At 37.0% G+C, this 14,593-nt stretch carries 12 protein-coding genes and 3 pseudogenes; 4 read left to right on the top strand and 11 right to left on the bottom strand.

What is annotated here, in order from left to right; genetic code table 11:
* Positions 1-405: 405 nt before the first annotated feature.
* From LQ203_RS02835 to LQ203_RS02825, 3 genes are all read right to left on the bottom strand, one after another.
* Positions 406-1,248: an alpha/beta hydrolase gene (locus LQ203_RS02835; RefSeq protein WP_230155497.1), complete on the bottom strand. Its 843-nt coding sequence runs from the start codon at positions 1,246-1,248 to the stop codon at positions 406-408.
* Positions 1,249-1,380: 132 nt separating this feature from the next.
* The gene (locus tag LQ203_RS02830; RefSeq protein ID WP_230155495.1) at positions 1,381-1,956 is read right to left on the bottom strand and encodes a TetR/AcrR family transcriptional regulator; all 576 of its coding nucleotides are present in this window, start codon (positions 1,954-1,956) and stop codon (positions 1,381-1,383) included.
* 415 nt (positions 1,957-2,371) lie between these two features.
* Positions 2,372-3,433, bottom strand: a complete 1,062-nt coding sequence (locus LQ203_RS02825) for an NAD(P)-dependent alcohol dehydrogenase (protein ID WP_230155493.1) — start codon at positions 3,431-3,433, stop codon at positions 2,372-2,374.
* Positions 3,434-4,044: 611 nt separating this feature from the next.
* Here LQ203_RS02825 and LQ203_RS02820 point away from each other — a divergent pair.
* The gene (locus LQ203_RS02820; protein WP_356713869.1) at positions 4,045-4,443 is read left to right on the top strand and encodes a MerR family transcriptional regulator; all 399 of its coding nucleotides are present in this window, start codon (positions 4,045-4,047) and stop codon (positions 4,441-4,443) included.
* Between the two features lie 50 nt (positions 4,444-4,493).
* On the opposite strand, the pseudogene LQ203_RS02815 reads toward LQ203_RS02820, so the two are convergent.
* The 4 genes and pseudogenes from LQ203_RS02815 to LQ203_RS02800 all read right to left on the bottom strand — a co-directional run.
* A pseudogene (locus LQ203_RS02815) lies at positions 4,494-5,148 on the bottom strand (phage infection protein); the annotation flags it as partial.
* A 228-nt stretch (positions 5,149-5,376) separates the two neighbouring features.
* A complete protein-coding gene (locus LQ203_RS02810; RefSeq protein ID WP_230155490.1) occupies positions 5,377-6,084 on the bottom strand; it encodes an SDR family oxidoreductase in 708 nt (235 codons plus the stop codon).
* A 171-nt stretch (positions 6,085-6,255) separates the two neighbouring features.
* Positions 6,256-7,425, bottom strand: coding sequence for an MFS transporter (locus LQ203_RS02805; protein ID WP_230155489.1), 1,170 nt, complete (start codon positions 7,423-7,425; stop codon positions 6,256-6,258).
* An 86-nt stretch (positions 7,426-7,511) separates the two neighbouring features.
* Positions 7,512-8,027 carry a cyclophilin-like fold protein gene (locus tag LQ203_RS02800; protein ID WP_230155488.1) on the bottom strand — a complete coding sequence of 172 codons (516 nt, stop codon included), beginning with the start codon at positions 8,025-8,027 and terminating at the stop codon, positions 7,512-7,514.
* A gap of 258 nt (positions 8,028-8,285) precedes the next feature.
* Here LQ203_RS02800 and LQ203_RS02795 point away from each other — a divergent pair.
* Positions 8,286-8,405 (top strand): annotated as a pseudogene (locus LQ203_RS02795) (LysR family transcriptional regulator); the annotation flags it as partial.
* 275 nt (positions 8,406-8,680) lie between these two features.
* Here the strand turns inward: LQ203_RS02795 and LQ203_RS02790 are convergent.
* Together LQ203_RS02790 and LQ203_RS02785 are read right to left on the bottom strand one after the other, a co-directional pair.
* On the bottom strand, positions 8,681-9,367 hold the full coding sequence (locus LQ203_RS02790) for a DUF4405 domain-containing protein (RefSeq protein WP_230155487.1): 687 nt from the start codon (positions 9,365-9,367) through the stop codon (positions 8,681-8,683).
* Positions 9,368-9,398: 31 nt separating this feature from the next.
* A complete protein-coding gene (locus tag LQ203_RS02785) occupies positions 9,399-10,148 on the bottom strand; it encodes a cytochrome P460 family protein (protein WP_230155485.1) in 750 nt (249 codons plus the stop codon).
* Positions 10,149-10,987: 839 nt separating this feature from the next.
* Here LQ203_RS02785 and LQ203_RS02780 point away from each other — a divergent pair.
* Positions 10,988-11,896: a LysR family transcriptional regulator gene (locus LQ203_RS02780; protein WP_230155483.1), complete on the top strand. Its 909-nt coding sequence runs from the start codon at positions 10,988-10,990 to the stop codon at positions 11,894-11,896.
* A gap of 658 nt (positions 11,897-12,554) precedes the next feature.
* Here the strand turns inward: LQ203_RS02780 and LQ203_RS02775 are convergent.
* A pseudogene (locus tag LQ203_RS02775) lies at positions 12,555-13,079 on the bottom strand (IS3 family transposase); the annotation flags it as partial.
* 38 nt (positions 13,080-13,117) lie between these two features.
* Between LQ203_RS02775 and LQ203_RS02770 the strand changes: the two are divergent.
* Positions 13,118-13,297 (top strand): hypothetical protein, encoded by a 180-nt coding sequence (locus tag LQ203_RS02770; protein WP_230155481.1) that lies wholly within the window; start codon positions 13,118-13,120, stop codon positions 13,295-13,297.
* Between the two features lie 425 nt (positions 13,298-13,722).
* On the opposite strand, the gene LQ203_RS02765 is transcribed toward LQ203_RS02770, so the two are convergent.
* Positions 13,723-14,574, bottom strand: coding sequence for an aldo/keto reductase (locus tag LQ203_RS02765; protein WP_230155479.1), 852 nt, complete (start codon positions 14,572-14,574; stop codon positions 13,723-13,725).
* Positions 14,575-14,593: the final 19 nt, after the last annotated feature.

Genomic DNA, 14,593 nt, shown 5'->3' with positions numbered 1-14,593 from the left:
TAATTCTTTCATCGTAGGATAATCCGTATATCCCTTGCTTCCGCATAAAGATCTTTGAGTAATCCAAGTCTGCTTTTTTTGGGATCTAAATAATAATAATTCATCGTTCCCTGACGATGTCCGTTAATGATTCGAGAGTATTTCAATACTTTTAGATGATGGGATACTGCAATTAAATCAATTACTACATTTTTAGCGGTTTGGGTAATCCTTAATTTTACAACCACATTCTTTATGGTAAATATTACTCTCTTTATCTCAAAAACAGGGAGACATGCTTCGGGAACAACTCAGGAATCTGGAACAAGTAGCTTTGCCCCAGCATCAGGATATATAATAAGTAGGTGCCCCTCGAAGGTGGCGCCTCAATGTACAGAGAGGATAAACTGACGATCTCGCCTGAGACTATACATCAAGAAACATCTTCACATGTGCAGCAAACAGTTCGGGGTATTGGAACAAGTGTCCATGCCCGGAGTCCGGGTAAATGATAAGCTGGGCGTTAGGCAGATGCTGGACCAGAATATAGCTGTTTTCGGTTGGAACCATTATGTCTTGAACTCCATTTGTCACAAGTACCGGTTGTGTAACCTTCTGCAACCAGTCGTATTTCTGCTCATGAACCCGGTCGCCCCATTGCGCGATTGCCTGTAATTGCGCGTCACGTACTTGAAGTGAACTTTCCACTTTTTTCTGAGTGAAGATTCGTTTTAGTGAAGATACTCCAGCCGCGCGACTCGTTTCTGTCGGACTATAAAATAGGAACAAGAAAGTCTCCAGGGCATCATTCGCATCTCTATCACCTTGAGTCATCGCTTCATGCACGTCTTTTCTAGCATCATTGACGCCAGATTGTGGAGCAGTCCCCGCCAAGACGATGCGTCGTACCAAATTTGGCTGCTGCAATACTAACTCCTGTGCAACAAATCCGCCAATTGAGAAGCCAAGGATATCGACTTGTTCTAAGCCAAGTGCTTTAATGAAGGTCGCTGCATCCTTTGCCATCTCAGATATAGTAGTCGGCGTTTCGCCACTGGTTTCACCGACACCGGTATTATCAAAAAGAATAATCGGTCGATTTTCAGCTAAAGCACCAATCATTTCAGGATCCCAGTTTTCCATTGTTCCGCGGAAGTGAATGAAAAAAATCAGTGGAATTCCTGTTTCTTTGCCGAACTTTCTGTAGGCAAACCGGATTCCTTCGGCTTCGATATAGCTTGATACTGTTGGAATTGTAAATGTAGACATCATTTTTCCCCTTTCGAACGATAAGTTCGGATAGTTTTGAAATATTTATTATTCGTTGCTGGTTCTCTTCTTGAATACGAATGCTGTATTTTTTTGAGAATGAACGTTCTCGAATTATCAAAAAAAGAAAGCCTAATCTATAACAGAAACTGTCATGTCGATAATACTTTCTAATTTTTTGTTATCATCGGTAGTCTTCACTAATACGCGTAACCCTAAAAGTGAATTATGGAGAAACTGGGAAAGGCTTTTAGGGTCATGCTGACTGGAAATTTCGCCAGATTGTTGGCCGTGCTGCAATAGCTCGTAAAACAGATTTTCTGTCTTGGAAAAACTCTCAACCACTTTTTCTGCTACTTCCTCGTCATGCATGGCCATTTCGACTGCCGTATTCACCATCAAGCATCCGATCAGTTGTTGTTCGTCCTGCTGGATGACTATCTCGAATATGCGTCTGATCGCTTGCTTGACCGAACCTATTGGCTGAATCTGCTTTTCGATTTTGGATTTCACTATCTCGCCATAGCGTTCCAATCCTCTCATGAACAAGGCATGCTTGTCTCCAAACGTGTCATACAAGCTCCTGCGATGGATTCCCATATGCTCCACCAAGTCCTGCATCGAGGTTTTCTCGTAGCCTTGTTTCCAAAAGAGCTCCATGGCTTTTCGCAAAACTTCATTTTCATCATACTCTCTGTTTCTAGCCATATTACCCCTCCTTTCTCAAATACAATACTTACTGGATTTTGAACCATAAAGGTTTAAATGCAGGAACTGGCTGTTCGTTACATGTTCTTAAAATACAACCAATTAAATTTAACAACAATCATTCCCATTGATACAAAAAAATTGGTTCAACCGTTTCTTACACAATCTATCCTATCATTTTGAGAACGTTCAGTAAAGAATTAAATCTTTACTTGTATATAGTACTGTTCTATAAATTCAAGACTCCCCCGTACTAAGGAAGATATCAAAAGTGAAAATACTCTATTCAATATTCCTTATAGACTAATCAAATAGCAAAAATCCCTTGTTTTGATCAAACTTTGTTCAAAACGAGGGATTTTTCTTTTATTTTTCATCAGATCCGGTTCAAGATGGTAGAAAGCATCTATGAGAGCTATAAAGTAGAGATGTCAATAACGAATCGATAACGCACATCACTACGAAGAATACGCTCATATGCTTCGTCTACTTGATCAGCACGGATTACTTCAATCATAGGGACAATACCATGTTCAGCAGCGAAATCGAGCATCTCTTGTGTTTCTCGAATTCCACCAACGAGTGAGCCTGCAATGCTACGGCGACCCATGATTAAGGAAAACACTTTGTACTGATCTGGCTCGGCTGGTGCACCGACATTTACAAGTGTTCCGTCTACTCGAAGCAAGGATAAATACTGATCAACGTTAAGATTTGCAGACACTGTGTTTAAGATGAGGTCAAAACGACCAACTAATTCAGTGAAGGTAGCCGGATCACTAGTTGCAAAGTAATCATCTGCACCAAAACCAAGGGCTTCCTCCTTCTTATTCATAGACCGACTTAAGACCGTTACTTCAGCACCCATGGCATGAGCAAATTGGATTGCTACGTGGCCAAGACCTCCCATTCCCACAATGGCAACCTTCTTACCTGGACCAGCGTTCCAGTGTTTCAAAGGAGAGAATGTGGTAATGCCTGCACATAATAGTGGGCTTGCCACATCCATATCCAGACCGTCTGGGATACGGATAACGAACCCTTCCGTTACAACTATTTTTTGGCTATATCCACCGTGTGTTGGATTACCATCGTAATCTAATCCATTATATGTGTTGATAACACCTTTCGTACAGTATTGCTCCTCACCACTGAGGCAGTATTCGCATTCTCCGCAGGAGTCAACAAAACAACCAACGCCAACGCGATCACCAATAGCAAATTTTGTAACGTCTGATCCTACTGCTACCACGAATCCGGCGATTTCGTGACCAGGAACCATTGGGAAGATTCCGCCACCCCATTCATCGAATGCACTGTGAATGTCGGAGTGACAAATACCGCTAAATTTAATATCTATTAAGACGTCGTCTGGTCGTAATTCTCTCCGCTCAATAGTGGTCTTTTCAAATGGTGCTTTTGCACTTGGGACACTTAAAACACGTGTCGTAGTCATGTTTTTATGATTATTGCACATAAGAGACAACACAATCCTTTCTTTTGTAAAAATAAAAAGTTCACTGAAGAAGTAACATCACATCAACTTATTTTTAATGTATGTCACAAGAATAGCTTAATCCTTAAAGTTGACTTTAAGGCAAGGGGGTTTTTGAATTTTTTTTAACTTTTTTTCTTAAATTAATTTTTACTGTATTATAATGAGCTACTTTATACTTGATTTGCTCTAGAGAAGTGGAATACTTATAGTATGTTTTCTATTGCTCCTTTAATTACACATTACTAGTTGCATTAAAGTGCACTTTAAGGTCTATAATAAAACGAAAGATATAGATCATAGTAAAGGGATATAAATGAGGATATAACTGATATAAAAGTTCATTTTAGAAACTGGTGAATGTTGTTATTGATATGACTACATTTGTACTAATGGATATGTTACCTGACGTAGTCGTAACATTTAGCTAGATAAAGGTTTACGGACTGACCAAGCACCTAAGCTTTCTATTCTTCTCTATATTTTATTGGGAGAGGCAGTTTATTAGAAACCAAATACCACCATATAGTGTCCTTAAAAGATTTAGAAGATGAATGATGAACAAAATAGTAAAAAGAAATATGGAGGATACAATGGAATTTTCTATAAAAGAAGCAGCTGAAAAGGTAGGTTTGCCTGCACACACACTCCGATATTATGAACAAAAGGGTCTTCTACCTATTATAAAAAGAGATGAAAATGGAAATCGTATTTTTGACGAAACAGATTTATCATGGTTAGAGCTTATTGTATGTTTCCGAAAAACTGATATAGCTCTCTCAGAATTAAGTGCGATCGTGGAATTAACAAAAGAAGGAGACAGCACAGCCACGAAACGCAAACAGATATTTGAAAAACATAAAGAGAAAATGATGGAGAAGCAAAGAGACTTGAATAACGCTTTTATAAAAATTGAAACGAAGATAGAGTACTACGATCAATTAGAAAAGAAGTATCACAAAGAAAAAGAAAACATGTCATTTAAAGCTTAATTGAGAATTTACCTTAATAAGATTTTTTTGTTGTAAAAAAAGCCGTTAAAGGCCATATCCATGAAATTCGGGATATTCAAACCAACCATTCCATCTGCTATCCAGGTAAAGCCAAATCCAATTACCACAGCTACAACCGCACCCATAAAATTTGCCAGACCTTTGTGACAAAGGTTTCTTTTCTAGTGCGGATCGGCATTTTGCTAATAGAAATAAAGATTATCGCAGCACTAGCCAAACTAGCCATCCATAATGGCTGGAATAAGGAAACAGGAGCATTTCCTTTTGCACTATTCGTGCCGATTTCATTGACATTTGTGACTTTCTTAGCTTGGAACTGCAAGGTTTGCTGCCTGTTTTGCTGTCAAGGTTGCTCCTTGTTTTTCAAAATCAGCAAGTAGTTTTTTTCAGGCAGTGTTGTTCATGTTGTCAACTACTCCATTCAAGACCTGTCCTGTCATCGTTGAAGCAGCCGTATTCATTCCCTGATTAATAAATATTTGTACTTCAGGTGCGGAAGGTGCTGGTGTCCGTAATGATGCTTGCTTTGCAAATCTTTGGGAATAACTAAACCGCGTAATACTTTTGATTATCTAAACCTTTTTGGACTGCCTCAATACTGTCTACTTCCACCCATTTTACAGTAGGGTCTTTATCCTTTGCTGATGCTGAAGACTTTTATGTCATTTCAACAATCGTCTGCCCAGTACCCTGTAGTTTAAGTACATAAGTTCACAAACTTTACTCTTATTATTTCGCATTTTTCACGCAAAAAAACTAATCGGTAAATCCCGATTAGTTTTTCTTATTTTCAACATAAGCACCAAATAGACTTAAGTGAATTTTTTAGTTTAACAGAAACACCTTTGTACTCAAGAAATATAGTACTATTCGAGTTCTTCCAGAAAGGAATTTCTTGATCAACACTAATGTTTACCAAGGAATTTGTTTTCCATCTCTAAAGAACCTTCCAGAAGGTCCTTCAGGTCCAATCGTCGCTAACCAAAGGATAGACTCCGCCGCCTGCTTTGGCGATCTTGGAGCCGATGGTCCACCCATATCTGAGCTTACCCATCCCGGATCGACCGCGTTTATTTTAATATCACCCTTGATTTCTGCAGCTACCAATCGAGTCAATCCATTTAGTGCAAGTTTAGACAACTTATATGCGCCTACTCCTTGATATGACATTTCACTCATCGCCCCATATTCTGAAGAAACATTAATAATTCTCCCATAACCTTGCTTTTCCATGAGTGGAATAAACGAATGGATCACATGGTAAACCCCAAAGAAATTAGTTGCCATCGTTTTCTCTAGAATGGACTGATCCATATTCAATAACTTTTTATTCTCATCCAAATAAACGCCAGCATTATTAATTAATACGTCTAATCTTCCATACCGCTCATTTACTGTAACCGCAGCTTGACGGATACTATCTTGATTGTCTACATCCATTACTACAAACGAAACATCAAGATTTGACTCCCTAATTTTTTGCGCAGCTTCATCACCCATCTCTGGATCCCGACTTGCCAAAATGACCTTAAAACCTTTCAACGACAATTGCTTGACCAGCTCATATCCAATTCCTCGATTCCCGCCGGTGACAAGTGCAACTTGTTTATCGTGTGACATTTAACTCCTCCATTTCTCACCTAATAATAACCTTGGTTGTAGGCTAGGTTATTATTAGATTTTTTGGCTTATTAATTAAGGTAACACCTGGAAATTCAGTCAAAGAAAATTGGACAGGGATGATAAATCAATAATGATTAGAAAACTGTTATAGATTGTTGAATGAATACCTTATCTAGAAAATTGTCTTATAGGACTATGCATGTAGTTTCTTAGTAAAATAAATACTACACTCAATATTAACGATAATAACCCCACTAACATGACGTATTGTGTACCCATTTCTGATATAAATAATCCACCTACAGCTGTACCAATGGTTGTTCCTAAGTTAACGGATGATAAAAATAATCCATTAGCGAAATCAGGAGCTCCTGGAGCTGCAGACGTAATCCAGTATTGATTAATATTAGTTCCTATTCCAGCCAATACTCCCCAAACTAAAGTAATGATAGCCATAGGTAAAGTAAATTTTCCTAACAAGAATAATATGATGTAAACGGCTCCCAATGCAAAAGGAAAAGATACTACAAGTTTGATGGCATCTTTAGTAAGTAACTTCCCTGCCACAATGTTTCCAATAATACTTGCCCCCCCGAATATGACTAACATTAAACTAATTGATTTCCCAGAGATATTCGTAACGGTTTTAAGATACTCAGCAAGATAACTATACACCCCAAATACTGCTGAATTTAGTAAAATGACAGCAACAATGGAAAGCCATATAATTGGTTGTTTTAATACCGATAATTGAGCTCCGTAAGAAAGTCTTTCTTTAACAGGCATAGAAGGGAAAAATACTAATATAGCAATAAATACTAGAGCGTTCACGATGGCGAAAAATGCCATTGATATTTGAAATGAAACTGTACTAGCAAGAAAACTTGCGATTGGTACACCAAGTACCATACCCGCAGATACTCCAATAAAAACTTTTGAAACAGCTTTTGGAGCTTCTTCCTTGCTAACTGAGTTAGCAGCCATTGTAAAAGCTGCTGAAAAATAGATTGGATGAAATATGGCTGGAATCACACGCGCAATTATTGCAATGGTAAAGTTAGATGTAAATATGGAGACAATGTTACCTAGAACGAAAATACCAAGTACAAATAACATTGCCTTCTTACGATTTATACCCGAAAATAATAACGGCATAGTTGGACCAGATATTGTGACAGTGAGTGCGAAGAGACTTACCAGCAACCCGGCCTTAGATACACTGATATGAAAGTGATCAGCAATATAGGGCAATATCCCTATAACCCCCATTTCAGTATTTATGATGCCGAAAGCCCCTAGTGCCAATGTAAATATAAGTAAATTGTTTCTTTTTGACATAAAAATTGATTTCCTTCTTTCTTGAAAGTGTCATTATCTAGTTGCGTAAAGGTGTGTTATTTAAGGAGCTATCTTATCTTTATCATTTAGTCAGCTTTTTCAATTGTATCTGTAAAATCACTATGAATATTTTCAAAGTTTTCTTTTCCTGATTCAATCTGACCTAATATAATAAGATCACTTGTGGCATCTTCAAGGCCTTTATAAAAAATAGCTAAATTTCCCCAAGGTGAAAAATAAGCAAAGTCTCCTTTTTTTGGTTGGTTTTCGGATTGCACATTATCTGCTGATAACTTTTTTTGTAAAATACTTATTTTCTCTTTACCTACGTAATCTTCAAATGTTACCGTTAACGGCAATTGAGCTAAAAAATCCCTACTTGCTGGATTATCGTACATCCTAACAAGTACTTCCTCCTTGTTAAACGATAATTTTATTCTTATTTCTGAAATACTATCTTCTGTTGGTTCTTCTTGTGTACGGTTTGATTTATAACTTTCATTGTGACCTCTGTCGGTTTCAGATAAATTATTGTCATTACTGCTGCAAGCAGCGAGGACAAAGCTCATAACTAAAATACTCAGACATAACAGTTTTTTCATCTTGTTAGCCTCCTTCTATTTGTGCATTTTATATACAGAAGTTGTCCCAATCACAACGTGATTGTTTCATTGGTGGAGCCTAGCGTTCGATATTTTTTAATAATGGATTCGTTAATTTGTAGTAAACTGTGGTTTCAGGGAACATTTTTAATTAAACTTTATTTCAAAGCTACAATAACATCATAAAATGATAGGATTCAGATATCAAATACCTATATCAAATAACTTGATATACCTTTTGGTTATATGAAGGAGTTTATAGAAATCCGATTGTTGCGATATTTTATTGCGGTAGCGAACCAACAGAGTATTTCGGCTGTGTCACAATATTTGCATTTATCACAGCAGTCGTTATTGAGGCAATTAAGTTTAGAGAAATTCTTAATCCGATAGGGTCAATTTCCCATCCCCAATCATCCTTCTTTTTGAATCGCAAAATCAAGACACATAATTGGCATTTCTAGACCGGAATTTATTTGGAAATGTGAGCCAATACTTTACCTTGTTTTGTACCGGTTAAAAATTGCTTTTGCGTATCTTTCAAAAAATGTAACAACTCCGTGGCTTCTCCAACCACCGTATTCTCTATTGAACTGATGCCTGAAAACCCAATGCAAAACATTCATTTGATATCCATCCGTTTTAAACCTATATCATTTTTTTTGAACCGCTTTTTGTTCCTGCCTCTGAATAAATTTCAAAGCATAATATGTCCCAGCAATATAGATCCCCATGATCGATAAGTGGTCAATTAAAAACCTTATTGTAGAATCATCATTGAACCAACCAAATGGGTTGTAAATGAATAGCTTAGTTCCCATTTCTCCCTCGAAAGAGGATTGTACCCCGTAGGCAACAATTAATACCGCCAAAATACGCAAAGCAATGGTACGAATATGACTAGTACCGGTGATTCCCGTCATCCCCCGTACTGAATTGATAATCATTCCCCATGATAATCCTATGTGTACTGCCATGATGATAAATCCCCAATAGGCTGTCTGAACATGTATTTGCCGGAAGTTCATGTCATTATTAATCGGTATAAAGGGAAAAATATCACTGGATATTAGTATTCCACATATCATCATCAAAATCATTGCTACTAGAAAAAGCAGATTGAATCCGATTTGCAGAATACGACGAAAATTATGCTTTCCCTTAAAAACCGCTTTATACCAACGTCGATTTAAAAAATTATGGAAGATAAATAATACAAGCACCACAATTCCTACGACTTCATGGATCCTATTTCCGGTAATATAGTAAGCCATTGCTATTAACATAAGAACTGTCATAACAAGGTCATTAATAAGCCTAAATAACATCTTTCGATTCAAAGTATTCTCCTCTTTCTATTTAATCGCTTGATTAGCTTTTATATTGCTGTAAATACATCTTCAAAAGAACGTCCTGAATTTTTTTCACTTTTTCCTCATCATCCATTACATTACTTGCTTCTTTATTTACCTCCTTAGAATCATTCACATGATCAGATATTTCACTAACCTTCCAATGCTCTGTAGGGATAGCTACGAGTGGGGTGTCTGAACTGCTTTTTTTTGATTGTGAAATCTCTCTCAAATCAAACTCCTTCATCTGATCCATCGAATTCATATAGTCATCTCTTTCCTGATTTGCGTGGCAGGAAAAGCAACGGCCAATATTGTCTTTTGCAACTTCTCTGTTAGGTGTAAAATGCTGGTATTCCCATTCCCCATTACGCTCTTCAGGCGAGTACTGGGAACCCCAGCCGGTACGCTTTTCCATCACTAAATAATGCTCAATCTCTCCATCTCGAAATCCTTCGAGAGTGATAACGGTGCCGCTCGGAAGCTCATCTCCGTTCTGCACCGCTTCAATTGCTTTTCTACTATTTACATAGATGTTTTCATGAATATCTCCTCGATCGTAAGTGGCAAACACGATCCCCTTTTCAAGGTCTTCAGGGAATTTTACAAGGTTAGCACCGGATCCAATCTCAGCGTATTCCCCAGACTTAGCCCCAGAGGAACCCTCTTCTTGTTGAGAGTTGTTCTTTGTATCAGTATCATTGTTATTGCAAGCAGTAAGGGTGAGGGCTAGCAACAATGCAAATGAAAGAATGAATCGTTTTTTCATCCCGTTTTCCGCCTCCAAGTTTCGTTTTTTTGTCTCGTAAATTCATGCGACTTGGCTTCTATCTGATTATTAATCTAATTTGAATATCGTTGTCTCTAGATGGTAAGGGAATTATTTTCATACTGACTTCTTCTCTATTCGTTAAATCCCCAAGCATAAAAAACTCTGAAAAGCAGTTGCAGATGTAACGAATAAAGTTGTTGTTATCATTGGAGCAACCAATGGAATTGACGAAGCAAAACTACTAAGAAATTTGCACTAGAAGGAGCAAATTAAGTCATTGAGGCTCATCGTAATTATTACAACACCCTTCAAATCTATATAAGGTGCTGAAATTACATATGTCGTGAAGGTCGCTTGAAAGCTCTTTTTGAATCCTTACCAAAATTTGAATTCTCTTTGAAAAAAAATATGAATCCCGACAAGATATACGGGATTCACACAGTGGTTTCACTCAAAAATACCATTAGCACGTAAAGCTCATTACGATCTTCCAACACAAGCCCTATTTTTTCTTGAGATTTTCTTTGAAGAAGGACTCAAGCTTGTAATAAGCGCTTTCAATTGAACTCCATGACGAGCGGCAATGACTATTTTTGCTCCTTATTCTCCTTGTTTCTTATTGGTTGCATTACCAATTCCACTTGATATACCCATTATTACAACAACTTTATCTTAATTAGTAGACATAATAGATAACATCATCCTTTCTTTACTCTATACAATTTATTTTAGCTGTGCCTTTCGTTTATAACAAATACTTATATCACATATCAAGACATGCTTGTTAAGCATTTCTGAAGCGTATATACTAAAATAATAAAAAGGAGGCGTGATAGATGGAATTTAGAGTTTTGCGATATTTTCTTACTGTTGCAAGAGAAGGAAGCATTACAGGTGCTGCTAATTTTTTGCATGTGACACAGCCAACCTTGTCAAGACAATTAAAAGATCTTGAACAAGAGTTAGGAAAAAAACTATTTATTCGCAGTAGTCACAGTATCATTCTCACAGATGAAGGAATGCTCCTCCGAAAGAGAGCAGAAGAAATCGTTGATATGGTTGATAAATTAGGTGTAGAATTTAGTTCTATGGAAGAAACAATAAGTGGTGACGTTTATGTAGGTGGTGGGGAAACGGACGCCATGAGACTGATTGCACGGGTAGTAAAAGATTTACAATTACGTTATCCAAATATACGGTATCACCTGTACAGCGGAAACGAAGACGATGTGACTGAACGACTTGACAAAGGATTGCTTGATTTTGGTATTTTAATTGAACCAGCTGATTTATCCAAATACAATTATATCAATATCCCAACCAAAGATGTTTGGGGCGTTGTTATGAGGAAAGACAGTCCTCTTGCTTTCAAAGATACCATTCAAGCACTGGATTTATTAAATTTTCCGCTAATCTGTTCACGGCAGGCTATGAAAAAGACATTGTCTAAAAATGAATTTGCGGATTGGTTTGGTGAAAATTTTGACATTTTAAACGTCGTGACTACATACAATCTTGCATATAATGCTGCAATCATGGTTGAAGAGGGTATTGGTTATGCAATAACCCTTGATAAAATAGTAAATACGTCTAGTGATAGTAACCTTTGTTTTAGACCGCTAGAGCCAAGACTTGAATCTGGCTTAAACATTGTTTGGAAAAAACATCAGGTTTTTTCCGCTGCTGCTGAAATATTTTTAAAAGAAATTCAGGGAAAATTTACAAATTTTTCATCAGATGAATAGGAAAATCACGTAACAATATTAACAATTATTTATTATAATTTATTTCTCGAATTGGCCACTATAGGATTACCTGAGTTGTTAACCAGCACATCAATGCGCCTAAATCCGGCAACTCCCAACTTAACGGTAGCCTAAGCGGCAGAATTTAGTTCCATGGAAGAAACAATAACTGGTGATGTTTACATAGGTATTGGGTAACCAGCTTCTAATATTACTGAATATGAAAATAATTTAAAATCATTGGAAGAGTTGATGCAATCGTAGAAAACGATTGCTGGCATCAAAATCTTGAATAACCGTCAGCTTCATGATGAATAAAGTCGATACGATTATGTGTGCTGACATAGATGAGATTGCCAAAACAACCTAAAAAGGTATCGGAATGGGTCTCCCATTCCGATACCTTTTTAACTCGCTTACAATGTTTTAGTTCTATCTGTTACTCCTCCTTGCCTGCTGCCCCATTCATGTTCTTTCCAGCACTTTCTTGTTTGTTTAGTTAACCAATTTATGTGCATGATTTATGTACACAAAAGAAATTTAATATACTGGATTTGAGTCAATATTTTGGACACAAAAAAGTTAAATCTTAAGCTGTATTCCTAATTAAATCTTCAATGGCTTGTGGGGTTTGATAGCCCAAGCTGCTGTGAATTCATTTTCGGTTATACCAACCTTCAATAAATTGGAACATCGCTAATTTAGCTGTTTGATAGTCTAGATATTGTACGTGGTTGACTTCTTCCTTTTTTAATAGGGCATGAAAGGATTCAATACAGGCATTATCGTACGGGCAACCTTTCTGACTAAAGGATCGCTTAATATGATGATTTTGAATATGTTAAGTATACTCACTACTTGTATATTGTGAGTCAAGATCCGTATGAAGAACTAAGCCCTCCGAGGGCTTTTGGGAAAAGTGAGCGTTATTGAATGCTTGTATGACCAGTTCTGTCGTCATTGAACGAGAAAATGAATACCCTACTATTATCTTAGAATGAAGATCCAATATCGAAGCTAAATAACACCATCCGTCTTTTAACGTGTGGATATACGTAATATCTGCTACCCCTTTCTCATTAATGGTCTGAGTAGTAAAGTCTCGTTTTAGCAAATTATCCAATTGAATAATCTTTTCTTTAGATAGATAGGGACGGTATTTTTTCTTAGTAATAGAACGAATTCTGGTAATAAAAAAAATCTGTAGCAGCTGGACTGGGTGTGAGTATTGTATCAAAAATGATGATTGAAGATGATCCATATATTGAGAGTGGCCGCATTAAAGCGATACCGTTAATCGGTTATCCCTTTAATTTTTCTTTATCTTTTGGTGCCATTTATGACCCAAATCGTTCGAATTATAAATTGATCCAAAGCATGCTTGCTTATTTCAATAAATAGAATTAAAAATTCCGATTAGCATCAGGCGAGATATAATGTTTTTTACAACATAACGATGAATAAAATCCTGTCAACTTTACACTCAATTTGACTTTGATCAAACGATATTCCAAAGCGACAATAAGAAAAAAGCCGAGTTTCAAATAGAGATTGGCTTTATCTGTAACTTTGTGAAGGGTTCTACTTAAAAAAACTCCCGTTAGCTTAAAAAGAACTCAAAAGAACTCAAAACAACCATAAATCTTCACCAATCTGGCCCTATAGTTGAATAAGAACAAAATAATATAATGAAAACAGCCAGATATTATTCTGGCTGTTTTTGAAATCAAAATCATCATAATCTTGCAGAGTACGTACTTTAACTATTTTTACAGTTTATGAAGTTCTCCTTACTCCACTTCGTTATGTGTATAAGGACTAGGGCATTAAATATCAAGTTTACGGTTACCGAGCGATTTTACCATTCCAGGATCCCTATGTGAGAAGAACAAGCTCTCTTTCGTATCTAACGTCGCAATCTTCTCCAGGTCCTCTTGGCTTAATTCAAAGTCAAAGATATTAAAGTTTTCGATGATTCTTTCTTTACGAACAGACTTCGGAATCACTACGACTCCTCTTTGTGTCAGCCAACGTAAAATTACTTGAGCAACAGATTTATTATGCTTTTCAGCAATTGATACTAATACTTCATTTTGGAACATGTCATTTTTCCCTTCAGCAAAAGGCGCCCAGGACTCGATTTGAACATTGTTTTCTTCCATAAGTTTAGCACTTTCTACTTGCTGGCAGAAAGGATTTGTTTCAACCTGGTTTACAGCTGGAACCACTTCATTATGGGTAATTAAATCTACTAGACGGTCTGCGTAGAAGTTACTAACTCCGATTGCCTTGATCTTACCTTCACGGTATAATTCCTCCATCGCACGCCAAGAGCCATATACATCACCAAATGGTTGATGAATTAAATACAAATCTAGATAATCCAATTGCAATCTTTCCAGTGACTTTACGAATGCTTTCTTTGTATTCTCATAACCAGCATCTTGAACCCAAAGTTTTGTCGTAATAAATAGTTCCTCTCTTGGCACGCCACTTCGTTTGATTGCTCGGCCGACCTCCTCTTCATTTAAATAAGACGCGGCCGTATCAATCAAACGATATCCTGCCATAAGGGCATCATAAACGGCTTGTTCACATTCCTTTGGATCGTTCATTTGAAAAACACCAAATCCAAGTATAGGCATCTCAACACCATTGTTTAAAATTACTTTTTGCATATAAAATCCTCCTGTTTTT

This window comes from Peribacillus sp. Bi96 (genome assembly GCF_918698115.1).
In the GTDB taxonomy this organism is placed as follows: Bacteria; Bacillota; Bacilli; order Bacillales; family DSM-1321; genus Peribacillus.
Note: the sequence above shows the minus strand (reverse complement) of the source record. Positions and strands in the feature narration are given on the sequence as shown.

What these genes read in the sequence shown, in the direction of transcription:
- LQ203_RS02835 (WP_230155497.1), bottom strand. Translation starts at nt 1,248, where the DNA reads ATGTCTACATTTACAATTCCAACAGTATCAAGCTATATCGAAGCCGAA.
- LQ203_RS02830 (WP_230155495.1), bottom strand. Translation starts at nt 1,956, where the DNA reads ATGGCTAGAAACAGAGAGTATGATGAAAATGAAGTTTTGCGAAAAGCC.
- LQ203_RS02825 (WP_230155493.1), bottom strand. Translation starts at nt 3,433, where the DNA reads ATGTGCAATAATCATAAAAACATGACTACGACACGTGTTTTAAGTGTC.
- LQ203_RS02820 (WP_356713869.1), top strand. Translation starts at nt 4,045, where the DNA reads ATGGAATTTTCTATAAAAGAAGCAGCTGAAAAGGTAGGTTTGCCTGCA.
- LQ203_RS02810 (WP_230155490.1), bottom strand. Translation starts at nt 6,084, where the DNA reads ATGTCACACGATAAACAAGTTGCACTTGTCACCGGCGGGAATCGAGGA.
- LQ203_RS02805 (WP_230155489.1), bottom strand. Translation starts at nt 7,425, where the DNA reads ATGTCAAAAAGAAACAATTTACTTATATTTACATTGGCACTAGGGGCT.
- LQ203_RS02800 (WP_230155488.1), bottom strand. Translation starts at nt 8,027, where the DNA reads ATGAAAAAACTGTTATGTCTGAGTATTTTAGTTATGAGCTTTGTCCTC.
- LQ203_RS02785 (WP_230155485.1), bottom strand. Translation starts at nt 10,148, where the DNA reads ATGAAAAAACGATTCATTCTTTCATTTGCATTGTTGCTAGCCCTCACC.
- LQ203_RS02780 (WP_230155483.1), top strand. Translation starts at nt 10,988, where the DNA reads ATGGAATTTAGAGTTTTGCGATATTTTCTTACTGTTGCAAGAGAAGGA.
- LQ203_RS02765 (WP_230155479.1), bottom strand. Translation starts at nt 14,574, where the DNA reads ATGCAAAAAGTAATTTTAAACAATGGTGTTGAGATGCCTATACTTGGA.